We start from the raw sequence: 26005 nt of genomic DNA, 5'->3' as shown, positions 1-26005 counted from the left end.
GGCTGCCGTGACCCTGTTGGAGAGATTCTTTCTGGAGAAAGAGAGCGCACAACTCGTAGTCGTGGACGTACAGGACAAGCTCTGCCGCGCCATGGACGAAAAGGTGCTAGGTAAACTGACGGGCAACATCTCGGTCCTGCTTGATGCGGCGGCCGAACTGGGGATTCCCGCCCTCGCTACCGAGCAGTACGTGAAGGGGCTCGGGGAGACCGTCCCCTCCCTGAAGGAGAAGCTCTGCACCCCGAGCCTGGAGAAGATGACCTTTTCCTGCTGCGGCGGTGAGGGGTTTCTTGAGACGTTGGAGAAAAACGGCAGGCGCCAGATCATCCTGACCGGGATGGAGACGCACGTTTGCGTGCTGCAGACCGCGCTCGAGCTCTTGTCGCGCGGCTACGTAGTGCACCTCGTCGTGGACGCGGTGATGAGCCGCAAAAAGCACAACTGGGAGATCGCACTGCAGACCATGACCCAGGCCGGTGCGGTGATGACCTCGACGGAATCGGTCCTCTTTCAGCTTCTGCGCGTGGCGGGCACCGAGGAGTTCAAGAAGCTTTCTAAGCTCGTGCGGTAGGCGGCAGCGTGCTGACGTAGTGGTCGATCCGTTGCCGGTCGACTTCGGAGATGTCGACGAACTGGATGCCGAACCCCTCGTCGATAGTGGATTTCTTGCGGGCTTTGGTGGTGTTTAGCCAGGCGACGCGTCCCTTCGCCTGGACGATGGTCCCCACCGGCTCGGGAAGAACGAAGATCAGCTCCAGCATGGTGTCGAGCTCTAGGTCCACGTCGGCGGCGAGGTAAAGGCCGTTCTGACTCAGGTTGATGCAGTAGCCGGAGAGGGTGAGGTTGAAGGCGCGGAACTTTACGTTGAAGCGGCAGCTCCCCCTCCTGTCGCGGCGGTCCACGGCAGGGAGCCATTTGCGGGCCGCTTCAAGGAAAATCATGCGATCCAGCGGTTTGGTGAGCACATCGTCGCACCCTGCCCCGAGGCAGAGCTGACGATCGGCCTCCTTCCCTTCAGAGGCGATGAGAATCACCGGACTGGAGAGATGGGGGTCTTTTTTTATGGCGCGGCAGCACTCGGCGCCGTCCATGAGGGGCATGTGCAGGTCCATGACCACCAGGTCCGGACGCTCCTGACGGCATATCTGCAGGGCGTCCTGTCCGTTTCTGGCGGTGGAGATGTCGACTGCGGAGAGGGAGAGGAACTCCTTCTCGAGTTCCAGGAACATGCTTACGTCGTCGACCAGCAGGACCTTGTGCGCCACGGGTGCTCCTTCTTCAGGTACAGGGGGATTTGAAAGGTGTGGTCTTGCCTTGAAGGTTCTTCGAATACTTGGGACGTGGAGCAGCCACTGCCGCTGCACGAGCCCCAGAGTCCCCCCCTTTGCGAAGGGGGGGCAGGGGGGATTTAGCCGCGGTTAGCCCAAGCATGCAGTTAAGCCACCGCGTCAAATCCCCCCACTCCTACCTTGCCAAATGTAAGCTGACCCCGAGTTGCGACCAGCCCGTGTCCGGTTACTTTTTCGCCAGGACCTTGGCGATCATGTCGTGGTTAAGCCAGAAAACGGGCGCCTTCGGATCCCAGGAGCTGTTAAACATGAGCGCCCCAACGCCGGTGAAGACGGCGCGGGAGAGAACGGCGCAAACGATCTCCTTCGGGTCGGCGTTCATGCCGATCAGTTCGGCTGAAGTGTTCAGCATGTACTCCTGCTGCGCGGGGCTGTTGTGCTGCGGCCAGCTGTCGAAATCGCGGGTGCTGGTGATGAGCTCGGAGGTGAGGTAGGTGTTGGCGATCTCCAGTAGCTGGTCGACGGTAGTCCCTTCGTGCAGCAGGGACTGGCACTCCGCGACGACCGAATCGACCCCTTCGTTTCTGAGCGCGCCCATGAGGGGGTAGAGCGAGTTCTCGACGCCGAGAAAAAGGGCGCTCGAGTTGGTGAGGATTTCCGGGCAGTTGTACACGGTCGCCTTGATACCCTTCTCCCACGCCTCGATGGCGATGTCCTCAAGGCGGATCTTGGCCCACCCCTGCAGGTAAGGGGTGTAGGACTGCCAGGTGCTGACGCCGTCGATGAGCACCGCGGTGCCGTGGTAGCCGTATGCCGCGTAGGTCACCGGGAACTTCTCTCTAAGCCCAGTGGTCGCATCGATCAGGTAGCGGAAGGTGTCCGCGGTCACCTCGTTGAAACTCGCGTCGCACAGTTTACCCATGTCGGAGGTCCAGAACGACTCGGAGGAGAGGAAACGGTCACCTTGTCCCTTGAAGAGCTTGTTCAGGATCGGCATGAAGACGCGGGCGCGCGGGATGCCGCCAGCCATGGTGTGCACCACGAGCAGGTTGCACCCGGCGGGAAGCATCTTCTCGAGTTCGGCGACGACGGCCGCGAGATTTTTGCAGAAACGCTCGGTCCCTTTTTGCTTGGAGTAGGCGATCTCGGAAGGATCGAGCTTGACCGAAGCGAAGTCGTCCGGCTTGACCCCCTTGAAGCGATCCACCGGCGCCACGCCGTCCTTGCCCGGCTCCATGTCGAAGCCCGCCTCAAGCGGGATGTTGATGATCTTGCCACCAAGGTTTTCCTCGGCCGTCGCCAGTTCCTCCGCGTTGAGCGCGCGCAGCGTGTTGTCCGCGTCGCGACGACCCACGGTGGCGCCGATGATGGTCATCCCCTTGGCCTTTGCCTCGTCCACGATGCCGTTTGCGTAGCCGCGACCGAACAGTTCGCCGCAAAGAAACAGTACGTCCCCTTCCTTGAATCCGGCCGTTGCCGGTACCTCGGTCATTGCATGGTATCTGCTCATTTGGTTTCCTTTCCTTGCGTAGTATGCTCCTCCCCGGATGGGGGAGGCGAGGAGGGGGGATCGATGCTTCGGACCGCTCCCACTCCCTGATCCTCCCCATCCCGGCCTTCGCCTACCGTAGGGCTTCGGCCCGCAGGCGGGGGAGGGAATCTGCTGAAGACTAATATTCTTCCCTGTTGCTGAGATTGTCGAAGCGGGTGAACTCGCCGCGGAAGGCGAGATCGACCGTGCCGATCGGACCGCTCCTGTGCTTGCCGATGATGATCTCCGCCTTACCCTTCAGGTCCTCGTTCTCCTTGTCGTAGACCTCGCCACGGTAGACGAACATGATGATGTCGGCGTCCTGCTCGATAGCGCCCGACTCCCTCAAGTCGCTCATCATAGGGCGCTTGTCGGTTCTCTGCTCCAGGCCGCGGTTCAGCTGCGAAAGGGCGATCACCGGGATGCTAAGCTCCTTGGCGAGACCCTTGAGCGAGCGGGATATCTCCGATATCTCCTGCTGCCTCGATTCGCTGTTGGCGCCGCCGCGCATGAGCTGCAGGTAGTCGATCACGATGATGCCGATATCGTGCTCGGCCTTGAGTCGCCGCGCCTTGGAGCGGAGCTCCATGACCGAGATGGAAGGGGTGTCATCGATGAAGATCTTGGAGTTGTGCAAGAGCCCGGCCCCTTTGATCAGCTTGGGCCAGTCGTTCTCCTGCAGGTGCCCGGAGCGCAAACGGGTGAGGTCTACGCGCGCGGCCGAGCACAAAAGCCTCTCAACCAACTGCTCCTTGGGCATCTCCAGGGAGAAGATGGCGGCGGGGTACTTCTTGTCCGCGTCCACCGACGCGTACTGGGCGACGTTCAGGGCGAAGGTGGTCTTACCCATCGCAGGGCGTCCCGCGATGATGACGAGGTCGCCGGCGTGGAAGCCTGCGGTCAGCTTGTCGAGGTCGGTGTAGCCGGTTGGGACGCCGGTGACGAGCTCCTTCTTCTCGTAGAGAAGCTCGATGTTCTTGATGGTGTCCTTGAGGATGTCGCTGACCTTGTAGTAGGAAGGCTTCAGCTTGTTCTCGCCGATCTCGAAGATCACCTTCTGCGCCGTGTCGAGGAGGCTTTCGACCTCGACTTTGTCCTCGAACCCCTGGCTCACGATGTCGGTCGCCGCGGTGATGAGCTTGCGCGTGATGAACTTCTCCTTCACGATCTTGCAGTAGTAGGAGATGTTCGCAGCCATCGGGACGAAGTCGACCAGCGTGGCGAGATAAGCGCCGCCACCCACCTCGTCGAGCTCCCCCTTCTTGCGGAGGATCGTGGTGAGCGTGATCAGGTCGCACGGTTCGTTTCGCTCGTTTAGCTCGATCATGGCGCGCATGATCTTCCGGTGGCTCTCCCGGTACAGCTCGTCCGGGGTTAGCACCTCGAGCACGCGGTTTATCGCCTCGTTGTCCACCAGGATGCCACCCAGGATGGACATCTCGGCTTCGATGCTCTGGGGCGGCAGTTTTCTCATGTCAGCTTGGTTCATGCAGGTCCTCAAAAACAAAAAGCAAAAGCGGTGCGTCCCGGGCGGCAGGGCCGGAAGGAAGCGCCGGAGCCGGTTAGGCCCAAAGGCGGAATACTACCTGTTAGCGACGCTTGGGTCAACAAAATTAATGGTTTGCGGCAGGTTAGTCGTGGCGGTTTCGCATGCTATTACGGCGGGTTGCGCTCAGACACCGCACTCCTTCAGGAAGGCGAGCGATTTAAGTTCCCGATCCAGGTGCAGGTCGATGGCGGGGTTCAGGAGGAGGTCCGCCTCGCGCAGGAGGGGCTCGGGAAAGATTACGGCGCCGAAGCGTCCGGTCTGCATGGCGCGGGCGAGGAGCGAGGCGGTCTCTTCCGACACGCCGCGGACGCGCAGATCGGGCTGGTATCCGAGGATCTTGAGGAGGTTCACCGCGAAAAAACGCCGGTCCGAAGGGGAGGCCGTGGCTTCGTTCAGCCGTTCCAGGTAGCAGTAAAGCAGGCGGAAAAGGCGCGGGCTCGGCTCGTCTTCCGGGGTGAGGCGTTCGACGAGTTCGCAGGCGTAGGCGGCGCAGCCGATTCTATTCAAATCGGCCCGGATGCCGGAGAAGACGTCGAGGATGTCCGCGCTGGAGAGGGTGGCGAGGCCGGTTCCCGTGTGCAGTTGGAGTTTCAGGTGCGCGAACGGCTCGAGGGCGCCGGCGAAACGTTTCTTGCTTCGTTTCGCTCCGCGCGCCACCCCCTGCAACTTCCCCTGTTCCAGGGTGAACAGGGTGACGATGCGGTCCGCCTCCCCGAAGTCGGTGAGGCGCAGCACTATCCCTTCAGCCTCGGTGTTTTTCATCGCCGGAAAGGTAACATGCGGTGCATGGGAGAGTCAATGGGGGAGGGGAGAGGAGCAAGACGTTTTGATGTTCAGCTCGCTGAGCGGCCCCCCCTCCCCTTGCGGGAGGGGGCAGAGGGGGGGACAGGCCATCAGCGGTAAAGATCGCAGCTTCACCCACCCCCCATCCCCCTCCCGTCAAGGGAGGGGGGAGGCGGCTATTGCCCGCGCAACCGGTGCATCAAAATCCCGAGGTAGCGGTTCAGGGGATGGCTTCTCGGGAGCGACTTGATGGGAGGGGTGCCGCGGGTGCCGCACCTGGCAAGTTCGGAGAGGAATTCCTGCCCGCCCCCCATCTGCACCCCCTTGCGCAGCGTCTCGAGCCCCTGTCCCTTTTCACCGTTCAGGATCTGGATACGACCGAGGTTCAGACGGATGCGCAGGTTGTCAGGGGCGTCGCGCAGCGCCTTTTCCGCGAGCTTTTGCGCTGCGGGGAGTTCTCCTCCGCTCTTTGCCTGGCTATAGGCGAGGTCGGAGGCTGTTTCCGGGGAATCCTCGATCGCCTGGGCCTGTCCGAAGCAGCAGCGCGCCAGGAAGTAGAGCCGGCGGTGCAGCGCCTCGATACCCTTGCCGCGCAACTCTTCGGCATCGCCCCCCGGCTCGAAACGGTCCACCTTCTCCATGACCAGGAAGGTGGTCGGTGGCGTTCCGTCCGTGAAATCCTCGCGGTGCAGCTCGGCGAACGAGCAGGGGGGCTGCGGGAAGTGCACGTCACCTTCGTAGCGGCCGTGCACCACGGTGAGGTAGATCCGCTGGCAAAGGGGGAGTGCCTCCCTGAACACCGCTTCACCCCCGCAGATGAAGAGCTCCTCGTCACCATCTGCCGCTGCAATCCCCTCCTGCAGCGTGCGCGCCACGATGACCCCTTCGGTCTTCCCCATGGTCCTGCTCACTACGATGTTCCTGCGCCCCTCCAGGGGATGACCTATCGATTCGAAGGTCTTTCTCCCCATGAGGACGGCATGCCCCATGGTCAGGTTGCGGAAACGGGCAAGGTCGGCGGGGATGTCCCACGGGAGCTTTCCGTCGACGCCGATCACCCTGTTGTCCGACATGGCCGCGATGATGGAGATGATCATGGGACCTCCGTTGCTACTTGAGTCGTCTTTAGCGCAGCGTCACCACGGTCACGCCGTCGCCACCCTCGAAACGCTCGCCGGTGCGGAAGGATGAGACGAGCGGATGGCCGGAAAGGAAGTTCCGCACTCCCTTCATGAGCGCGCCGGTACCCTTGCCGTGCACCACGCGCACCTCGGACATCCGCTCGAGCGAGGCGTGGTTCAGGAAGGGCTCCAGTTCGCCGATCGCCTCTTCAACCCGCATGCCGAGGAGGTTTATGTTGCTTGCCGCCTCGGCCTGCTCCGTTTCCTGTTTGGAGCGCTGCTTCCGTACCTTCTTCGGCTCTTTTCCCTTGGGCTTTAACAGGGAAACCATGGCGACGTCGAGTTCCATGCTCCCGGCCCGCACGCGCACGCGCTCCCCGCGGCGGTCTACGGAGAGGATGGTGGCGTCGCAGTTGAGCGGCTTGACGAAGAGGACGTCCCCTGCCGCGATTGCATCGGGATCGACGCTCTCCTCAGGGTGGAGTCGATCGAGTGCTTCCTCCACCTCGCGCGCCGCCTGGTCCAGCTTTTCCTTCGCCTCGCGCGCTTTCTCCCTTTTCGCCTGGTCCATGAGGGAGGCGACCTCACGCCTCGCCTTCGCGATGATCTCCTGCGCTTCCAAAAGCCCCTTCTCGCGGGCGTCCTGCACGAGTTTCGCCGCCTCGTCGCGTCGATCCACGAGGTTTCGCTCGGAAGCGGCCAGTTTCTCCTCGCGCTCATCGAGCTCGCGCAGGGTCTGCTCCAACAGCTCGCGTTTCCCCTTCAAGTCGCGCAACAGCGCGTGGAAATCTGCCTCCATGGTGCCGATCATCCCGCGGGCGAAGGCCACCACCCGCTCGGGGAGACCATAGCGGCTGGCGATCTCGAGCGCGTGCGACTCGCCCGGCTCTCCCACCACGAGCCGGTAAAGCGGCGCGAGCCGGTCGCGGTCGAAGGCCATGGCGGCGTTCACCATCCCTTCCTCGCGCTGCACGAAGCCGATGATCTCGGTTAAGTGCGTGGTGGCGACGACGAGCGCTCCCTTGTCGTGCAGCTCCTTAAGCACGGCGCAGGCGATCGCCGCCCCCTGTCCCGGTTCCGTGCCGGTCCCAAGTTCGTCCAGAAGGATCAGGGTGCCACGGTCGGCGCCCCGTAAAATGCTCGATATCTTGGAGATGTGGGCAGAGAAAGTGGAAAGGCTTTCCTCGATGGACTGCTCGTCGCCGATGTCGACCAGGATCTTTTGCACAAGCGGCAGCACCGTACCGGGGTGGGCCGGGACCGGCATGCCGCAAAGCGCCATCACGCTCAGAAGACCGGCGGTCTTGATGGCGATGGTCTTGCCTCCCGTGTTCGGCCCGGTGACGACCATGACGCTGTTGTCGGAGGCGAGCTCCAGGTCTAGCGGCACCACATCCTTTCCCAACAGGGTGAGAATCGGGTGGCGAGCCGACTTTAGCAGGATCCCCGGGGGCTCGGCGATGACCGGCGTCTCGCACCTTAATTTGTCGCTCAAAGTCGCGATGCAGTTCAGGATATCGAGCCGTACCAGCGCCTGAAACTGCTCGAGGAGTTCCTCGGCATCCTCGCGGATCCAGTCGCAGATCTGGCGCACGATGCGGATCTCCTCGGCGCGCTCGTCGGCCACCAGGTTCTCGAGTTCATTGGCAAGGCCGATGATCTCCAAGGGCTCCATGAAGGCGGTCTCGCCCGAGTTCGAGACGTCGTGCACCACACCCGGCACCATCCCCTTGGAGTCCATGCGCACCGGAATGACCCAGCGCCCGGACCTCTGGGTGATGAAGTCGTCCTGCAAAAAGATCGCGGTGTGCCGCTCCCGCACGATCTCCTCCAGGCGCCGCTTGATGCGCGCGGTGATTCCCTTCTTCTTGGAACGGATATCGGAGAGCAGAGTCGACGCGGTGTCGAGGATCTCCCCATCCTCGTTCACCGTATGCTCCAGGGGTTCCAGAAGATCGGGGAAACCGCTTATGGAGCCCGCCGCGGCGAAAAGGAACGGCACGTCGTTTCTGAAGGCAAGCTGCTTCGATATCGCCGTCATGACGCGCAGGGTGGGGATGAAGCGCTGCAGGGCGATCGGGGCGATGACGGCACCTTTCGGACGCACCGCCTTCACCTGCGGCGTGATGTCCTCGAAGGGGGCAAGCTTAAGCGAGATGCCTTGTCTGGTCAGCCTGCGGATCTCCTCCACGAGTCCCAAGCGCTCCTCTATGGCGCGGCGATCGGAGAGGGGGGTGACGGAAGATACGCCCAGGTGCGAGGCTTCGCAGTGGGCAAAGGCGGCGGCGGTATCGAGGATCTTGTCGAATTCCAGCCGCTTGAGGGTGTCCTTGTCGATCATGTAGATAACTCCGGGTAGATAACAGGCAAAGGCCAAGGGGATGAGCTGTGGCGCTCAGCCTCCTTGGCCTCTTGCAGATTTTGTTGATGTGCCGGCCTTTTAAGTGCCTACAAAAACCAGGCGACCGGGCTGAAAAGCCGCTCCAGAAGCCGCACGGGCCAGCCCCGTTTCTCGTGTTCGTGCAGCACGATGCGGCGCGTGCCTGCAAAGTCGGCTTCGAGCATTTCCGCGACTTGGCTCCCGAAATCGCGGCTGTCCACCACCACGTTCAGCTCGTAGTTGCGGTGAAAGCTTCGAAAATCCATGTTCGCCGAACCGACCATGGCCCAGTCTCCGTCGATTAAGAGCACCTTCGCGTGCAGCACGGCGCTGTCCAGTTCATGGATCTCCACTCCGTTTTTCAAAAGCTGTGCGTAGTAGGTCCGGCTCACCAGACGCACCAGGGGGACATCGTTTTTATACGGCAGGAGCAGTTTCACTACCACGCCGCGCCCCGCGGCACGCAGTAGCGAGCGCATCACGCGCGGGCCGGGTACGAAATAGGGGCTCGCGATGGTGACGCTCTCGGATGCGCCGGCGATGGCGACGCGGAAGGCGCTCCTGATGAAGCTCCGCTTGTGATGCGGTCCGCCGTTCACCACCATGACCTTGGCGTCGCCGGTTATCTCCGGCATCGGCGCCGGGTCACAGCCGACCGGGGCAATGCCGATCTCCTCGGTCCAGGTCTCCCGGAAAAGCCGGAGCAGTTCGAGCCCCGCCTCACCCTCGATCTTCAGCCCCACGTCGCGCCACTTCGTCTCTTTTTTGCCGAGTCCCGAGTAGACGTCCGCGATGTTCATGCCGCCGGTGAAGACGCACCATCCGTCGATGATGACGATCTTTCTGTGATCGCGCTTGTCGAACCAGGCGATCCCGCGGCGAAAGGGGGGCGGGTTGAACGGGGCACAGTGCACACCCCTCTTCGTGAGGTGCTTGAAGAAGGATGCGGGTGTTTCGAAGCAGCCGATGTAGTCGTAGAGCACATGTACCCGCACACCTCGCCCGGCCGCTTCGATCAGCGCGTCCGCCACGCGGCGTCCGGTCTCGTCGTCGGCTATGGCGTAGAACTCGAGGCAGATGCTCGTTTTCGCCCTGGGGATCGCTTCCAATAGCGCGGGGAAGAACTCGGAACCGTAGCGGTACAGCGTGGCGCGGTTGCCCAGAAATGACACCGCCTCTGTGTTCTTCCTGAAGAGATCGAAGAACCTGGCGGTCCGGAACAGGAACTGCTTTCTTTTGCGGCGCACGCTGGTCATAGATCGGGAACCTGAAAGCGAAAAAGCGCGGAAATAACGTCGAGCATTACTTCCGCGCTTCGGGTGCTGCGGCTAAGGGGAAGACCCGTTAGACGGAGACGACTTCCTTTACGGCGGGGATCTTTTCCTTGATGGTTCTCTCGATCCCCATCTTGAGTGTCATGGTGGACATAGGGCAGTGGCCGCATGCGCCGACCAGGCGCACTTTCACCACGCCGTCATCGGTTACTTCTACGAGTTCAACATCGCCGCCGTCCGCCTGAAGCGCCGGCCTGATGTTTTCCAGAATGGCTTTGACTTCTTCTGTCATTTACTCCTCCATTTCTCTGTGGTTTACAACACGTATGAGTCTATAGGATTTTAGTGATAAATGCAAAGCTCCAGTGAGGCTCCGTACTTACTCCTTGCCGTGCACGCCAGGCGTGGTGAGCGGGTAGGGGGAGAGTACCTCCTCCAACTCCTCCTCGGTCAGGATGCCGCGCTCCAGGATCACCTGGCGGATGCTGTTGCCGGTCTTGGCCGACTCCTTGGCCACCTCGGCCGCCGCCGCGTAACCGATGCTCGGCGCGAGCACCGTCGCGAGGCCGACCGACTGGTCGAGGTAGCTGCGGCAGCGCTCCTCGTTCGCGCTGATCCCGGTGATGCAAAGTGTCGTCAGCTGGCGCAGGCAGTTTTTGAAGATCTCCATGGAGAAGAGCGTGTTGAAAGCAATCACCGGCATCATCACGTTCAGTTCCAGCTGTCCGGCCTGCGCTGCGAGGGATACGGTCAGGTCGCATCCCATCACCTGGAAGCAGACCATGTTGGTCACCTCGGGGAGCACCGGGTTTACCTTGCCCGGCATGATCGAGGAACCGGGCTGCATGGCCGGGAGGTTGATCTCGGCAAGACCAGTACGCGGCCCCGAGGAGAGAAGCCTTAGGTCGTTGGCGAGTTTGATCACGTTCACCGCGGCCCCCTTCACGCTGGAAGAAAGCGCCACGAACGGGTCCATGTTCTGCATCCGCTCAACGAGGCTCTCCCCGCGGGTGAGCTCCTCGCCGGTTTCCCGCGCGAGCCCCTCGACGATCAGGTCGATGAAGGCCTCTTCCGCGTTCAAGCCGGTGCCGACCGCGGTGCCGCCGATGCCGAGCTCCCTTAAGCCGGGGAAGGCGCGCTCGATCCCGGCGCGGTTGTTCTCGACGGCGATGCCCCAGGCCGAGAACTCCTGCCCGAGGCGGATCGGCACCGCGTCCTGCAGGTGTGTGCGTCCCGACTTCAGGATGTGATCGAATTCCATCCCTTTGCGTGAGAGTGCCTCGGAGAGGTGTCTCAGCTCGCCGTCCAGCTCCTGGGCAAGTTCAAGGGCGGCCAGACGCATGGCCGTCGGGAACACGTCGTTGGTGGACTGCGCCATGTTGACGTGGTCGTTCGCGTTCACCCTGCCGTACTCGCCGAGCTTTCCTCCCAGGATTTCGTTCGCCCGGTTTGCCAGTACCTCGTTCACGTTCATGTTGTGCGAGGTGCCCGCGCCAGCCTGGAAGGGGTCGACGACGAACTGGTCCGTAAGCACGCCCGAAAGCGCCTCGTCGGCCGCCTTTACGATGGCCTCGCCGAGCTCGCGGTCAAGCCTCCCCGTGGTCATGTTGGCCTGCGCCGCGCACTTCTTGATCCTGATGGTCGCGCGGACCAGCGCCCGGTGCGGCTTCAGCCCGGAGATGGGGAAGTTGTTGATCGCCCTCTGTGTCTGTGCGCCGTAATAGGCGCCTTCGGGGACCTCTACCGTCCCCATGGTGTCCTTTTCGATGCGGTTTGCCATGAACAGCTCCTTGTTCGATGGAGCACAGGTGACATAGGTGCGTCCCTGTCTCGCAGTCTGGTGTATCAGTGTACCAGATCTGCCAGTGTCAGCAGCTCTTCTGTGGTTCTTGTTTCAAGGACGGCGCACCCTAATGCCTTGGGGACGGCAAGATCGACGTCATAGCGGTCACCGACAAAGAGCGTCTCGGAAGGAAGGCAGCCGATTTGGGAAAGGATGTCGGTGATGATGGCGCGGTCCGGCTTCGGGATCCAGTAATCCTCGATGGTGAACACCCGGTCCATCAGACCGGTGATGCCGATCCGTTCCATGATGCGCCCGGAAAGGTCACGGTTGTTGTTGGTGTAGAGGTGCAGCCGGTAACGCTTTTTGAGTGCGCGCAAAAGTTCCTGTACACGCGGGTCTGGCTTCAGCATCGTTTCCGGTGTGCAGTCGGCGGCGAAGCGGCGGTGCAGCTCCTTCAAGGTACCGCCGAGTGCGACCACGGCGCGGCTCAGGGTGCCGCCTTCGCAGTCCCGGGCGCGCGTTTGCTGCAGCAGCTTTTCCGCCTCTTCGGGCGGGACACCCTTGAGGTCCACCACGTAGTCGATGGCGCTCTGGTTCACCTGCTCACCCAGGCGCTCTTCTTGGTACAGGGTCCCGTCGAGGTCAAAGACGATCGCCTTGAGCGCGGTGGTCACAGTCCCATGCCCCATTTCCTCATGCAAAGAAGCTGCGGCTTCTCCACCCCCTTTGCCTGGATAAGGACCTTGAAGGTATCCCCCATCCCTCCCTCCGGGAGCATGAGTTTCTTGATGGCGAGCCGGTGCTTCAGGCTTTCCTGCTCGTCCTTTGCCTGGGCCTCGAGTTTCATCAGTTCATCCATGAGCCCGACCCCTAACAGGAAGCGGTACTGTTCGCCGTACCAGGCGCTTGCAAGACCCGCCTCGTTCCCCGCCTCGATGAGGGCGCTGAAGTTGATGTGGGTGGTGATGTCCTGCTCGCCGACCTGGCGGTACGGGTCCTCGTTGGTGGAGTGCTTGTAGTAGCAGAGCAGGGTGCCGTTACGCCGCTGCGGCGTGTAGAGTTCTTCGGCTAGATAGCCGTAGTCGACGGTGAGCACGAAGCCGCGTTCCAGTGCCTTCGCGGCGGAGGCGATCCAGGCGGGTGCGGCAAGGTTAATCTCGGCCCGCTGTCCAGGCATGAGCCTCACTTCGAACCGCCGCAGGTAGTTTTCCAGTTCGGAGGTGGACGGTGCGAGGAGCTTTTCGCGGAAGCCCTCCCCGTCGGCTGAAACGAAGACCTCCTTGAGGCCCGACTCCGTCATCTCGACGAGGTGCACCGGCATGGCGTCGAAGAGCTCGTTGGAGATGATGCAACCGGTGAAGGAAAGCTCGCCCTTGGCAAGCTCCTCCGGGGTGCTCCAGGCGAGATGCTCCGCATGGCGCTCAAGACGCGCGGCTTGTGCCTCCTTGAGGGAAGGTTCCTTCTCGATGAGGCGGTAGGTCAGTGCGGCGTATAGTGCCGGGTTTTCCTCGGCGGCGGCGTCGAGTATGTCCTGGGCCAGTTGCCCCCCGCCGGCGCCCGCCTCAGCCACGGTGAAGGTGGCGGGGGAGCCGAGCAGTTCGAAGAACCTTCCGATCTCGCGCGCGATGAGGCGGCCGAAGGCACTGTGGACGTTCATGCTGGTGTAGAAGTCCCCCTCGGCGCCCACCTTGCGTCCCGGCGAGGTGTAGTAGCCGAGGTCCGGCTCGTAAAGAGCGGACTCCATGAATGAGGCGAAGGTGATGTCACCGCGGGTGCGGATACGTTTGAGGATGAGTTCGGCGAGTTTGGTCGTTGCAGCGGCGTCAGCCATCAAAAGCCCTCCTGAATCTGAAGGTCTTTTTATATACGGAACGAAAAAGCTTGTCAACGCGGGAGGGGGAGGGGTGCAGGAAGAGCCGGCGGTCAAAAACAGTTATGCTGCATCAGCGGGGTTCCGCATGTAACTTGAGGCCTAGCGCTGCAACAATTTTGAGTATCGTATCAAACGTCGGGACGCGTTCGCCCGACAGCGCCTTGTACAGACTTTCTCTGGAAAGTCCTGCGTCTCTTGCAACCTGAGACATTCCCTTCGCACGTGCTATGTCGCCAAGCGCTTTGGCGATGAACGCCGCATCTCCGTTTGCCTCTTCCAGGCATGCTTCAAGATAAGCCGCCATTTCCTCTGGTGTCCGGAGGTGTTCAGCAACATCGTAACGAGTGGTGGTTGATTTTGGCATGTCACTTGTCCTGTATTTCGTGTGCTAGGCGCAGCGCTAACTTGATATCGCGGGTCTGACTCGCTTTGTTGCCGCCGGCCAGAAGGATTATCAACTCGCTGCCACGCATCGTGAAGTAAACCCGGTACCCAGGGCCATAGTCGATCCGCATTTCCGAGACTCCTTCACCTACTGGCTTGACGTCTCCGGCATTCCCGGCTGAGAGTCGCTCGATCCTGACGAGAATGCGAGCTTTCGCTCTGACGTCGTACAGGTTGTCGAGCCAATCGGCAAACCGCTTCGTTTTGCGGATTTCTATCATGTATTGAGTGTATCCTGCTGGCTACATAGAGTCAATACGAAGCCATGGATGCGTTGGTCGAATCAGGCGCCGCGGTAGAGGAGGGCGGTGGCTTGCGCCATGCCTGCCAGCTCTTCCCGAAGTTCGGCAGGTGAGATGAGTTCGGCGTGCGCGCCGTAAGAGAGAAGCCAGGAGAGAATCTCCATCTTGCCGCCGGCATGAAAGCTAAGGAGGATCGATCCGTCCGCCTGTTCCTCGATCTTCTGCGACGAGTGCCAGATGCGGTCCTTTATCGCGTGGGCGATGGAGGCGGCGAAGCGGACCACCACATCCATGGGAGACTCGGCGACGATGCCGAAGGCCTCGCCGAGCGCCTGTCCGGGGCGGTACCCCTCTGAGATCTCGAAGCGCTCCTTCAGCGTTTCGACGCCGCAGATGCGCTCGATGGCGAAGGTGCGCAGCGCATCGCGCTGCTGCGCGTACCCCATAAGGTAGATGCCCCCCTTCTGGAAGAGCAGGGTGTACGGGTCGACCTTGTAGTCGGAAGGCTCGGCGCGACCGGGGGAGCGGTAGGAGATGACGATGCTCTGCTGGTAGAGGAGGGCGTTGCGGATCTCTCTTAGGTGGTGGGCGCAGCGCGAGTAGTCCCGCTTCCCCTGTAAAAGGGGGAGCGAGACCTCGGCTATGCGTTCCATGTGGGCGGCAAGGCGCGGCGGCAGCACCGAGTTCACCTTGCCGAAGACGCTCTGCATGTCTTCCATGAAGGGGGTTCCCTTCAATGGGTCTAGTTGCGAGCGGAGCAGGGACAGGGTCATCAACTCCTGGAGCGTGAAGCTGATCGGGGGGACGTCCTTGAAGCGGGTCAGGAACCGGTACACCTTCTCGCCGTCCTGCCAGTCGGAGATGAGCGGATAGCCCGCCTCCTGTATGGCGACCAGATCGCGGTGGATGGTGCGCTTGTTGACGCCAGCCTCCTCGGCGAGTTCGGCGACGGAGATGCCGTGGCGCGCCTCGATGAGCCGGATCACGTCGTGGACCCTTCCTGCCTGGGAGTATTTGCGCGGCGGACGTCCCTTTCCGGTCACGGCTGCTCGGGCTGCTGTTCCGTGGTCTTCGCCTTCGGCTTGCGGCGACGGCGCTTCTTTTTCGCCGCTGCATCCCCCGTAGCGGCTGCCTCACCTGACGGCGCTTTCTCCTCCGCCGCGGGCTTGGCCACCTTCTGCTCCGGTTTCTCCTTGTCGGAACCGGACCTGCCCCTGCCGCGGGACTCTCCGCGCCCGGGCTTCCCCCCGCGCTCGCCGGACTTGCCGCCACGGCCGCCGGGCTTGTCATCGGTGCGGCGCGGAGGCCTGGCCGTCCTCTTGTAGTCGTGGACGAACATGTCGTCCTCGGCCCACTCGGTGGGGATCTTCTGCTTGATGAACTCCTGGATTGCCTCGATGAAGAAGGCGCCGTCCTCGTCCGCCAGCGAAATGGCCATCCCCTCGGCGCCTGCGCGTGCGGTGCGCCCGATGCGGTGCACGTAGTCCTCGCAGTCCTGCGGCAGGTCGTAGTTGATGACGTGGGAGACACCTTCGATGTGGATGCCGCGGGAGGCGACGTCGGTGGCGATCATGATCGGGAGGAGGCCCGCCTTGAAGTCGGAAAGGATCTTCATGCGCTTTCGCTGTTCAACGTCTCCCGAGATGACCCGGCAGGGGAACTCGTTGGCGTTGAGGCGATCCTGCAGGTACTCGGCTTCGCGCTTCGTGTTCACGAAGATCATGGTCCGGTCCATCCCCTTCTTCCTGAGCAGCCCCAGAAGCAGCGGGAACTTTTCCTTGCGGGATACGTGATAGAGCACCTGCTCGACGCGCTCGGCGGTCATCTGCTCGGGGGTCACCGAGACCTTCTCCGGCATGTTCATGAACTCGTAGGCAAGTTCCATCACGCGGGTGTTAAGCGTCGCGGAAAAGAGGAGGTTCTGGCGCTTGTCGTAGGAGGGGAGCCTTCTCAGGATGAAGCGGAGGTCCGCGATGAACCCCATGTCGAACATGCGATCCGCCTCGTCAATGACGAGCGCCTCGACGTCCTTCAGGGAGTAGACCTTCTGCTTCAGGTAGTCGATGAGGCGGCCCGGTGTGCCGATGACGATGTCGGCGCCGGCCTTCAGCGCGTCGCGCTGCTTCATGTAGTCGACGCCGCCGTAGATCGCCTGGATGTTGAAGCCGGTGTGCTTACCCAGCGTCTGGGCGTCTTTTTCGATCTGCACAACCAGTTCGCGGGTGGGGGCGAGGATCAGGGCGCGGGGATGATGCTCGGCGCCGGTTTTCTGCTGGTTTAGCAGGCGGGTGAAGATGGAGATGAGGAAGGTGGCGGTCTTGCCGGTGCCCGTCTGGGCCTGTCCCGCTACGTCCTTGCCCGAGAGGGCAAGCGGCAACGCCTTTTCCTGGATCGGTGTGCAGTCTGTGAAGCCGGTCTCCTCGATCCCCTTCAGGACCACTTCCGGCAGGTGCAGCTCGGTAAATTTCATGCTGTTGTTTTCCTTTTTTTGCCTTATTTCAACCGCATATAATTAACATGCCATGGAAAAAATGGCAAGGAAAGCGTCGGAAAACTGTGAGAGACCGGGTTTGGCTTGCAGCGGGACGCTGAGCCTAACCTGATTGTGTGCCACGCGAGGTAGGAAAAAACATGCCGGCCTTTCCCTATGGTTGTCTTTGCACCTTTGCGTCTTTGCGTGACAGCGCTTTTTGTGCTATGTTCCCGGCGACAAAATACGCAAGAGGTACCGATGACGCAATCCTTCATCCACATCGACTCCCCCAACTACCTGAAACTCGAAGATCTCCCGAACCCGCCCGACTGGCCGGGCATCTTCGGCAACGACAACAAGCTGGCCCTGGAAATCGGCTGCGGCGTGGGGGACTTCATGCTGAAGACCGCGCTGGATAAGCCCGACACCAACTTCATTGCCATCGATTTCTACAACAAGGGGTGTGACAAGACCTGCCGCCGCATGGACCGGCACGGCATAACCAACGTGCGCGTGGTGCGCGACGAGGCCCGCGCCTTCGTCACCGAGCGCATCCCCAAGGGGAGTCTCTCCGCCATCTACATCAACTGCCCCGATCCCTGGCCCAAGAAGCGTCATCGCAAGCGGCGCCTGGTGAACCGCGAGTTCATCGAATTCCTGCTCGACTACATGGTGTCGGGAGCCGACTTCTACTTCGCCACCGACTTCGACGATTACGGCATCGACGTCGCCAACGCGCTCCCGGAGATCGCCGCGCTTGAGAACCAGTTCGCCCCCGATCTCTACCGTCATGAATTCCCCGAGTACCACCTCTCCAAGTACATGCGTAAGTTCATGGCCGAGGGGAAGCAGATCTACTTCATGCACTACAAGGTCAAATAGTACGCCTGCTCGGAAAACAAAGAGGGGGACCCTGCAACAGGGTCCCCCTCTTCGTATTTAATACATTTAAGGCTCCTACCCGACCATCCGCGCCAGATGCACCTTTAGCGTTGCTTCGAAATCCGCCTCGCGGTCGCCGTGGTAGACAAGCGACGAGCCGATCTCGGCGGCTAAGATGGCGAAAAGGTACTTCTGCGGCAGGCGCGAGATCCTCTTCGCGTACCTGGGTTCCTCGCGGAGCATCCTGGGGAGGTGGGAGAGGATCGCCTTTTTGTAGATGGGCTGCATGCAAAGCTGCGGACGCTTCTGGAAGAAACGGTAGATGGTGGCGTAATGCTCGTTTATCTCGCCGCTTAGCGCGTCGGAGATCTCGGTGCACAAAAGCCCGGGCTGCTCGCGGTGTCGCTTGAGGATCAGCTTCGCCTCGTCCGCCGCCCGCTGCTCGAGGATCTCCAGGACGTCCTGCACGTAACGCTCCTTGTGTGCCAGGAACTCGGCCTCGCTCAAAAGCAGGTTAGCGATAATCTCGTAGGAGGACGAGATCACCCCGCACTTGTTGGCGGAGGCGTCGCGCATGATGATGACACCTTTCTTCTGCAGCTGCACGCGCGCCTCAGGGGTGATGAACGAGTTGGCTCCCTCGACGATGGCTCCGGCTGACGGGGCGCCGCTCGGCAGGAAGTAGTTCTGCCAGTTGTCCTTGTCGATGGTTTCGGGACGTCCCCCCGCCGGGATGAAGAGGTCGGTCTTCACGGTGAAGGGGAGGCTTGCGTACACCCTCGAGAACTCGTCGGTGGAGATCCACTCCTCGCGCACCCCGTCGTTTGTCTGCGAAACCTTGCGGTAGAGTTCGCGCAACCCTTCGCGCCGGCTGCCGCTTCGGTAGAGCAGGAAGCCGCCCGGGTGCAGTGCCTGCGGATCGAAGGCGTCCAGGTCCTGCTTCAATACGATGCGGGAGAGCTCGCGCCGGTCCGCGCCTTCGGGATCGCACAGGGCGGCGGTGCCGTCCAGGATGAGCTTAATTGCCACGTTGGGGGTGCGCTCCAGCATGATGCGCATGGCGTTACCCGCCACGTCGCCGTTCGGGCCTCCGGTGAACTTCACGCTGAAACGGTCGCGGTAGATGTCGATGCCGAGCTCCGCCATGGTGATCTCGGCGAACTTCACCACGCCGGTTGAGGTTACGCCGTACTCCTTGTGGTTTATCCCGACCTCCTTGCTCGACATGATGCCGATGCCGAGGATGTAGCCGCGCCGCTTGGAGAGGCGGGCGATGTTCTCGATCATGGAGTCGTGCATGTTCTCGTCCGGGCCCAGTTCGATCGGCTCGTCCTCGCGGTAATAGTCGACCACCGCAGGGGAGCGGGCGATCCCGTTGTCGGTTACGAAGATATCCAGGAAGGCGTGGGTCACGCCGTGCTGCAGCTTGTAAAGGCGCCACGTCTCCATCTGGCGCTCGCTTCCCCTCTGGAGGTCGGAGGCGTCGAGGATGAGGACGAGTTTCGATCCCCCCTCGTAGATGTCCTTGTTTTTAAGATGCTGGGTGTGCGCGAGGACGAAGTTCTCACGGAAGATGGTGTTCGCGTTGGTGATGAAATCGTCGCCGTTTCTCGCAATCACCGTGCGCCAGCCGCCGCGGGCGATGTCGGAAAAGCCTATGTGGTAACCGAAGCCGTAGCGGCTGAAGAAGAAGGTGACCCGGAATGGGGTCGCCTGCGGCAGGTCGCCGGTGAAGGCCGCCCCGAGCTCGTTCAGGTAGGTGGGGGAGAGGCGGAAGGCGATCGCCTGCTTCTCGAGGACGAAGAAGTTGGTCTTCAGCGTGTGGGTGATGAAGATGAGGCAGCAGCGATAGATGGTGCGCCGCACCTCGTCCAGGTAGCGATGCCCGGTGTTGTAATCGTTCACCGCCTGCAGTGTCTCCTGGAGCGTGGAGCCGTAGATCGGGCTGCTCTCGGTGATGGCCGGGTCGAAACGGGCCTTGAAGAGCTTCACCATTTGCAGCGACATCTCCGGGTGCGCATGGAAGGCGCTCTGCACGTCGTCCAGGCCGAAACGGTCCGGCTGGTTGTGGGCGAGGTTCGTGTGGCAGAAGGCGATGAAGGCGTTGACGAGGGAGGCTTCCTCGCCGGTCATGACCCCCGCGGTCACGAACTCGCGGTAGGTGTAGCTCTTCGTCGAGACAATCTGGGTGTTGTAAAGCTCCTGCTGCAGCTTGCGAAAAAGCTCCGATCCCGGCTCCAGGGTCTCTCCGGAGCGCCGGTTCACGAGGAAGGTTCCCAGGAAATAGGGGTGGACGCCGTTCGATATGGTGAGGCAGTAGGCGCGGTTCACGCCAAGATCGAGCCGGTTGAAGACCTCCATGAGCTGCAGGAGGAATTCCTTCTGGGGCGGGTTCGCTACCGCGAAGTGCACCCGCGATATCTTCACGTCCGGGGTCGACTCGACGTACAGGTACAGGCCGCCGCTTCTGGTCGCCTTTTGCTGTAATTGCAGGACCTGGGCCACGCGCAGGGGAGAAGATATCCTCACGTAGTTCTCGTTGTTGAGCCAGAGTATCTTCAGGAGCCGGTCGAACTCCTTCATGTCGAACTCGGGATAGCTGCGGCGCAGTTGTGCCGCCACCTTGCGGGTGAGGGACGTGGAAAGCTGCACCTCTCGCCACGCCTTGATGTCGTCGTTCGTCTTGCGGTCGAACTCGAAACGCTGGATCTCGAGCGCCTGCGTCATCTCCGGCATCGGGCCGTCGGAGTGGGTGATCATGGCATAGGAGATCTCCCGGTCCTGGAAATGACGCAGCGAGTCGTAGAGCGACCCCGGCTCGTTGACCCGGGCAAGAATCAGGCTCTTGTCACGGTCGGCCATGATCAGGCGCCGGTTGGTTTTCAGGGAACGGAGCTCACGCTCAAGGAGCTCCAGCGCCTCAGGCTCGTCCTGCATCGAGTTGAAGAAGAACGGTGTGATCTGCTCTTTGAGCCATTTGCGGTTCTCAATAAGCTCATTGGCCCTGATCGTTCTGGCATTGGCCTTATTGCTCATGCTTCATTCCCCTTTGAATGAGATATAAGAGATATGCGCCACAAGTATATCAGCGGGTAAAACGTTTGCTCGACCTTTTTACCGACATCCGGGTGTGGTTTATTGCTTCCGTCGCAGCCTGGTAGTTATTCTCGATAAAGTCGCACCTTGGAGGCGCCGGCGCTCGCTTCACGAACCGAGTGCGACGAAAGCAGTTGAAACAGGTATCTCTACTGGGTATGATGCTGCGGTTGAGAAAACAGATGACGGAGGGGTAGTGCAGAGATATCTGACCGCAGAGGTGCCGGGAACGGGCGGCATAATTAAGAACAGCCCGGAAGACTTCATCGTCGAGGAGGTCCCGGCTTATCAGCCGAGCGGGCAGGGGGAACACTGCTTCGCCACCGTTGAAAAGCGTGGCATTACCACCCTAGAGGCCGTGCGCCGCCTCTCCAAGGCCCTCGGCGTACAGGAACGCGACATCGGCTACGCCGGCATGAAGGACGCCGTAGGCATAACCAGGCAGACCATCTCCATCCCGCGCGTCGCCCCTGAGAAGGTTCTCGCCCTCGAGATCCCCGGCATCAGGGTGCTCGCTGCGGTGAAACATGGCAACAAACTGCGCCTTGGGCACCTGAAGGGGAACCGGTTCGAAATAAGGGTACGCGACGTGGCGCCGGGGGCGCTGGCAAACGCCGAGGCCGCTTTGAAGGTGCTTGTCGGGCGCGGGGTTCCCAACCGTTTCGGCGCACAACGCTACGGCGTGCAGGGAAACACCCATGACATCGGCGCCGCCATGCTGCGCCGAGATTTCAAGGCTGCCATCGACATCCTGATCGGGGACCCTGAACAGGTGAGCGACGAGCGTTGGCGCGAGGCGATAAGCGCCTACCGTGCCGGCGACCTGGCCGGGAGCCTCGCGCTCTATCCCGGCCACTTCCGCGTTGAGCGGGAGCTCCTCTCACGTCTGCTGCAGCGCCCGGACGCCTTTGAACGGGCTTTCCATGCGGTGCAGCCGCGCATGAAGCGTCTGTACCTCTCCGCCTTCCAGTCTTCGCTGTTCGACGCAGTTTTGGTACAGCGGCTCGAGACCTTCGACCGGGTCGAGGTGGGGGACGTCGCCTTCAAGCACGAAAACGGCGCCTGCTTCCTCGTTCAGGATGCCGCTGTCGAGGCGCCGCGCGCTCTCTCTTTCGAGATCTCCCCAACCGGCCCCATGTTCGGGTGCACCATGATGGAGGCGCAGGGACTCCAGGGGGGCCTCGAAGCCCGGATCCTCGCGGCCGAGGGCCTCACCCCGGAGAGCTTCAACCTCTCCGGCGGTCTGCGCATGGAAGGCGAGCGTCGCCCACTCCGGGTACCGCTCTCCTCGGCTTCGGTACGTGAGGAAGGAAAAGACCTGCTGTTCGACTTCTCGCTGCCGCGCGGCGCCTACGCGACCTGCGTGCTGAGCGAGATCATGAAGGACCACTAAAGACAAACCCGCAAAGGGTAAAGGAGTATTTCAGTGGGAAAACTGCACCTGCTGGCGCCCGCCAAGGTGAACTACCGGCTGGACGTGCTGGGCAAGCGGCCGGACGGATACCACGACCTGCGCATGGTTATGCAACGGGTCGACCTGTGTGACGAGGTCATCATCTCCCTGAACGATGTGCCGGGGATACGCGTCACCTGCGGCAAGAAAGGGGTTCCTGACGGCCCGGGCAACATCGCCTGGCGCGCGGCCGATGCGCTTTTGCAGCTCTCCGGGAAGGGCGTCGGGATCGACATCGCCATCAACAAGAGGATCCCCGTTGCAGCCGGACTGGGAGGGGGGAGCAGCGATGCCGCCACCGTGCTCATGGGTGTGAACGATCTGCTCGACCTGAAGCTTTCCGACGAGCGCCTGATGGAGATCGGCGTGAAGCTTGGCGCCGATGTCCCCTTTTTCATCTTCAAGAAAACGGCGCTCGCCGAAGGGATCGGGGAAAAGCTGACCGCGATCGAGTCCATCCCCGCTCTCTGGGTTGTGCTGGTGAATCCGGGAATCCACGTCCCGACCGCCTGGGTGTATCAAAATTTGAGGTTGACAACTAAACAGGCCGACTTTATAATCCGCGGTTCATACAGCAGCGCCGCAGAAGTTGCCGAGCTTCTTTCCAACGACCTGGAGCCGGTCACCTGCGGTAAGCATCCGCTTCTGAACGAATTGAAGGCGATGCTGCTGGAAGCCGGCGCGGCCGGTTCCCTCATGTCGGGGAGCGGCGCCACCGTCTTCGGGATCTTCGACGACGAAGCGGTCGCCCAGAAGGCCGCGACGGAGATAGCCGCGGCGCAGGGGTGGTTCGCCGTAGCGGTGAAGACGCTGTAGCCATCAAAAGTGAATATTGGGGCGTCGCCAAGCGGTAAGGCAACGGGTTTTGATCCCGTCATTCCCAGGTTCGATCCCTGGCGCCCCAGCCAATACTATAACTAGCTAGATTTGCTAGAGAAAAACCAAGACCTTTTAGCTCTGGGTATACAAGTGGGTATACTAAGGAGGTAAGAGGTCTTGTCATATCCAACCCATCTAATATCCCGTAACGGTCACTTCTACTACAAGATAAAAGTACCCATTGACCTTCAGCAGCACTTTCCTTCCACCTTCATTAAGAAGTCACTTAAGACCACCGATCTCAGCATTGCAAGAGCACAACTCGCTACCATGGAGTATCAGACCATGCGGATATTCACTCTTCTGCGGTCAGGTGTGCTAGATGATTATATGGTCGCAAAGCTGTTATCCGAGATCGTTCCTTCGGTGGCGACTACGTCGAGCAAGGTACAAGTTGGCATCCCCGCAAGGCACTCTCTATCCAAAATGATTAAGCAATACATGGAGTTCAAGCAACCACAATGGACACCTAAGACCAAGATGGAGATGGGTGGAGTCTTCGGGCTCTTGCTGGAGTTGCTTGGAGACATTGATGTAACTGAAATAACAAGAGAAACAGTGCTCCATCTACGAGCTACGTTGATGAGACTGCCACCGAACCTCCACAAGAGGTATCCAGACCAGACCATAAAACAGTTGCTGGACAGGACTGATATGGTCCCAATGAGCACAAAGTCAGTTAATAAGCACGTAGGAGGAATAGGGGGGGTGCTCCGGTATTGCCTTGATATTGGGATTGTTACAGCAAACTATGCAGCCGGTTTGAAGCTGTCTGAGAAGAGAAGGGTGGATGAAGAGCGAAGCATTTACAGTGTCGAAGACATAACGTCAATCGTAAATAACCTGCCATGTAAACAGACCTCACCTGAACGATATTGGATACCATTGATAGGGTGTTTCTCGGGTATGCGCCTAAATGAGATCTGCCAGTTGTACGTTGAGGATATCCTAGAGGTTGAGGGTATATGGTGCTTTAGCGTTAATGGGGCGAAGGATAAGAGACTAAAGAATGCAGCTAGTGAGAGGATGGTCCCAGTACACCCAGTACTGGTGGATCTAGGACTCATCGAATACTGTGAAAAGATAAGGAAGACAGCGGCTCCTAGGTTATGGTCGAATCTGACCTGGATGGATGTACACGGCTACAGTAACGGGTTTGGCAATTGGTATCAGAGGTTTAATCGCAAGCATGTCACCCATGACCCTAAGAAGGTTTTTCATTCGTTCCGACATCTAGTGACAGATACCCTGAAGCAGGCTGGTGTTCAGGATTCATTAATTGCCGAGTTGGTAGGGCATAGCCATGGGAATCATGCTATGACCATGAGCCGGTATGGTAAGCGGTATCAGCCCAAGGTTCTCTTGGAGGCCCTGAAACACTTGGACTATGGCATTGAGATCAAAAGATTCGACCCTTAGGGACTGTACCCAAATCACATTCTGATCTAAATATGTTAATGGAACGTGTACGGTCGAGGGTATGACAGTTAACTCTCAGATATCGTATATGCATTGGTCTATCTGCATGTTCAATATTTGAGCAGTGGCGGGGAAAGTATTTTTGTGACATGAGGGTGAGCAGAGGATAGTACCACAGCAATGTATTCTCCTTCCTCACGGTCGTTAGCTCACGCTAGCGGAGAAGCAACAAACAGGGGGCAGATGGCTTGGTCTGGTAGATGCTTCAGGCAGAAAGGCAGACAGTAAGAAAAGCAAAATCTCGCAAAGATTTCATTTTATATATATACGGTGAGTAGAGTGATTGAGATGTGAAGTCCGAAATGGCAAGATCCCCTACCCCGGGGTCCATTCTCCTAGAATATAAGGAGTCTTAGTGTCAAGGTGTGATGGGTATCCCCTGGCAAGAGAAGTCCTGCTAGAAGGCTAATTTGGAGGTGGAAGGTGAAGAACCTCTTCGGCCTCTGTCGATCAATTTGCTCCGCAAACAGATCTCCTTCGGTCCGAGCCAATAAACATCTCAATCATATGTTGTTTCAAGAGGTTAGTTGTGATAGACGTTGGACGATTTGCCGCAATAGATGCAACAGTTGATGCTTGGCAGGTGCAAGTGGCTGATATATAAGATGACTATGGCATAAGCAAGGGATGCTCAATCCCATTGTGTTTGATTGAACTAAGGGAAATTCTATATGGAAATGATAAACTATGTATTTGATCAGATAAGAGAAGATAGTCATGCAAAGAAGATTGTTGAAGCTATGTCTGATAGGGTTAAACACATACTAGCTAAAGCAATGCCAGAAGGCTATGATGAAATAGATATTCCGGAAGATGAATTGATAAATGCTATAATTGTGGTTCGTCGCGCAGCCAAGAAGTCCAAAGCTATAGATGTAAACTACCAAATATTAAAAGAAATGCTCCTTTGGCAAAAAAGGTTCTACATGCAAAGTGATAGCTTTAATGTAGACAAATTACTTGATTACAGCAGGTATATAAAAAATCACGAGATCGTATATCAAACCATCTGCGAAGAATTGTCAAAGTCGGATAAGTTTGAGTTCAAACACAGCATAGATCTAGCTAAACCGCTATCTGTCAATATCAGGAATGTGGAGGAGTATTGTGATTCTCTAAAAATCGCGGTCAAAGCCCTATACAAAATGGTTGTAACGGAGCTTGCCAAGGACTGTAAAGGTTTAGGGCCATTCTTCTTATTCCATGCCGAAATTTTTGGTGACGATGAGTTGGGGAGCAAAACACTTACGCATTGGTTTGCATGTCATGAGGCGTACATACGTCACCATGTCAAAGGGGAGAAAAAGACGGATATCATAAGAGATTTGGATGCGTCGCCCCTTAAGCCTTTGTATGGTTTCAACCTTGGTGGTGACATGTCAAATGCCAGCGCCAAACTGACCACCTATATAGATGAAGCAAAGAGGTTAATCGCCAGTGCAGAGCACGGCACCTTTCCGTACTGACCTAT

At 59.7% G+C, this 26005-nt stretch carries 22 protein-coding genes and 1 tRNA gene; 7 read left to right on the top strand and 16 right to left on the bottom strand.

Annotated elements, in window-relative coordinates; translation table 11 throughout:
* The first annotated feature begins 7 nt into the window (after positions 1–7).
* Complete coding sequence (locus E8K79_RS05110; protein WP_136513757.1) at positions 8–571, top strand: hydrolase; 564 nt, start codon at positions 8–10, stop codon at positions 569–571.
* On the opposite strand, the gene E8K79_RS05105 is transcribed toward E8K79_RS05110, so the two are convergent.
* The 15 genes from E8K79_RS05105 to E8K79_RS05035 all read right to left on the bottom strand — a co-directional run bounded on the left by E8K79_RS05105 (position 555) and on the right by E8K79_RS05035 (position 16742).
* Positions 555–1265, bottom strand: a complete 711-nt coding sequence (locus tag E8K79_RS05105; RefSeq protein ID WP_135871344.1) for a response regulator — start codon at positions 1263–1265, stop codon at positions 555–557. The genes E8K79_RS05110 and E8K79_RS05105 overlap by 17 nt on opposite strands.
* A 250-nt stretch (positions 1266–1515) precedes the next feature.
* Positions 1516–2799: an enoyl ACP reductase FabMG family protein gene (locus E8K79_RS05100; protein ID WP_135871346.1), complete on the bottom strand. Its 1284-nt coding sequence runs from the start codon at positions 2797–2799 to the stop codon at positions 1516–1518.
* Between the two features lie 160 nt (positions 2800–2959).
* Complete coding sequence (gene dnaB / locus E8K79_RS05095; protein WP_135871348.1) at positions 2960–4309, bottom strand: replicative DNA helicase; 1350 nt, start codon at positions 4307–4309, stop codon at positions 2960–2962.
* A 183-nt stretch (positions 4310–4492) separates the two neighbouring features.
* Positions 4493–5131, bottom strand: a complete 639-nt coding sequence (recO, locus tag E8K79_RS05090) for a DNA repair protein RecO (protein WP_136513756.1) — start codon at positions 5129–5131, stop codon at positions 4493–4495.
* 197 nt (positions 5132–5328) lie between these two features.
* Entirely contained in the window at positions 5329–6249 is a 921-nt protein-coding gene (locus tag E8K79_RS05085; protein WP_136513755.1) for a dihydrofolate reductase, read from the bottom strand.
* Between the two features lie 28 nt (positions 6250–6277).
* Entirely contained in the window at positions 6278–8614 is a 2337-nt protein-coding gene (locus tag E8K79_RS05080) for an endonuclease MutS2 (protein WP_136513754.1), read from the bottom strand.
* 107 nt (positions 8615–8721) lie between these two features.
* Positions 8722–9909 (bottom strand): phospholipase D-like domain-containing protein, encoded by a 1188-nt coding sequence (locus E8K79_RS05075; RefSeq protein WP_136513753.1) that lies wholly within the window; start codon positions 9907–9909, stop codon positions 8722–8724.
* Between the two features lie 88 nt (positions 9910–9997).
* Positions 9998–10219 (bottom strand): NifU family protein, encoded by a 222-nt coding sequence (locus E8K79_RS05070; RefSeq protein ID WP_129126410.1) that lies wholly within the window; start codon positions 10217–10219, stop codon positions 9998–10000.
* 87 nt (positions 10220–10306) lie between these two features.
* A complete protein-coding gene (locus E8K79_RS05065; protein WP_136513752.1) occupies positions 10307–11707 on the bottom strand; it encodes an aspartate ammonia-lyase in 1401 nt (466 codons plus the stop codon).
* A 65-nt stretch (positions 11708–11772) separates the two neighbouring features.
* Positions 11773–12402 carry an HAD family hydrolase gene (locus tag E8K79_RS05060; protein WP_136513751.1) on the bottom strand — a complete coding sequence of 210 codons (630 nt, stop codon included), beginning with the start codon at positions 12400–12402 and terminating at the stop codon, positions 11773–11775.
* Positions 12384–13544: a class I SAM-dependent methyltransferase gene (locus E8K79_RS05055; protein WP_136513750.1), complete on the bottom strand. Its 1161-nt coding sequence runs from the start codon at positions 13542–13544 to the stop codon at positions 12384–12386. Before E8K79_RS05055 ends, E8K79_RS05060 begins: the two co-directional genes overlap by 19 nt.
* Before the next feature lie 112 nt (positions 13545–13656).
* On the bottom strand, positions 13657–13950 hold the full coding sequence (locus tag E8K79_RS05050) for an addiction module antidote protein (protein WP_136513749.1): 294 nt from the start codon (positions 13948–13950) through the stop codon (positions 13657–13659).
* Position 13951: 1 nt separating this feature from the next.
* Positions 13952–14251 (bottom strand): type II toxin-antitoxin system RelE/ParE family toxin, encoded by a 300-nt coding sequence (locus E8K79_RS05045; RefSeq protein WP_136513748.1) that lies wholly within the window; start codon positions 14249–14251, stop codon positions 13952–13954.
* Positions 14252–14313: 62 nt separating this feature from the next.
* Positions 14314–15315 (bottom strand): helix-turn-helix transcriptional regulator, encoded by a 1002-nt coding sequence (locus tag E8K79_RS05040; RefSeq protein WP_136513747.1) that lies wholly within the window; start codon positions 15313–15315, stop codon positions 14314–14316.
* Complete coding sequence (locus E8K79_RS05035; RefSeq protein WP_136513746.1) at positions 15312–16742, bottom strand: DEAD/DEAH box helicase; 1431 nt, start codon at positions 16740–16742, stop codon at positions 15312–15314. The genes E8K79_RS05040 and E8K79_RS05035 overlap by 4 nt, the downstream gene beginning before the upstream one ends.
* A gap of 261 nt (positions 16743–17003) precedes the next feature.
* On the opposite strand from E8K79_RS05035, the gene trmB reads away from it, so the two are divergent.
* On the top strand, positions 17004–17627 hold the full coding sequence (trmB, locus tag E8K79_RS05030) for a tRNA (guanosine(46)-N7)-methyltransferase TrmB (protein ID WP_136513745.1): 624 nt from the start codon (positions 17004–17006) through the stop codon (positions 17625–17627).
* A 75-nt stretch (positions 17628–17702) separates the two neighbouring features.
* Here the strand turns inward: trmB and E8K79_RS05025 are convergent, their stop codons facing one another.
* Positions 17703–20663 (bottom strand): NAD-glutamate dehydrogenase domain-containing protein, encoded by a 2961-nt coding sequence (locus tag E8K79_RS05025; protein ID WP_136513744.1) that lies wholly within the window; start codon positions 20661–20663, stop codon positions 17703–17705.
* Between the two features lie 256 nt (positions 20664–20919).
* Here E8K79_RS05025 and truD point away from each other — a divergent pair, with 256 nt between their 5' ends.
* The 5 genes from truD (at position 20920) to E8K79_RS05000 (ending at position 26000) form a co-directional block, all read left to right on the top strand.
* The gene (gene truD / locus E8K79_RS05020) at positions 20920–22116 is read left to right on the top strand and encodes a tRNA pseudouridine(13) synthase TruD (protein WP_136513743.1); all 1197 of its coding nucleotides are present in this window, start codon (positions 20920–20922) and stop codon (positions 22114–22116) included.
* A 33-nt stretch (positions 22117–22149) separates the two neighbouring features.
* Positions 22150–22992, top strand: a complete 843-nt coding sequence (gene ispE / locus E8K79_RS05015) for a 4-(cytidine 5'-diphospho)-2-C-methyl-D-erythritol kinase (protein ID WP_136513742.1) — start codon at positions 22150–22152, stop codon at positions 22990–22992.
* Positions 22993–23009: 17 nt separating this feature from the next.
* Positions 23010–23084: transfer RNA gene (locus tag E8K79_RS05010), tRNA-Gln, on the top strand.
* 88 nt (positions 23085–23172) lie between these two features.
* Positions 23173–24474: a site-specific integrase gene (locus tag E8K79_RS05005; protein WP_136513741.1), complete on the top strand. Its 1302-nt coding sequence runs from the start codon at positions 23173–23175 to the stop codon at positions 24472–24474.
* A gap of 731 nt (positions 24475–25205) precedes the next feature.
* Complete coding sequence (locus tag E8K79_RS05000) at positions 25206–26000, top strand: hypothetical protein (RefSeq protein ID WP_136513740.1); 795 nt, start codon at positions 25206–25208, stop codon at positions 25998–26000.
* The last annotated feature ends 5 nt before the right edge of the window (positions 26001–26005 follow it).

The organism is Geomonas edaphica, assembly GCF_004917075.1.
Lineage (GTDB): Bacteria > Desulfobacterota > Desulfuromonadia > Geobacterales > Geobacteraceae > Geomonas > Geomonas edaphica.
This window is presented reverse-complemented; position numbering and strand designations above follow the sequence as displayed.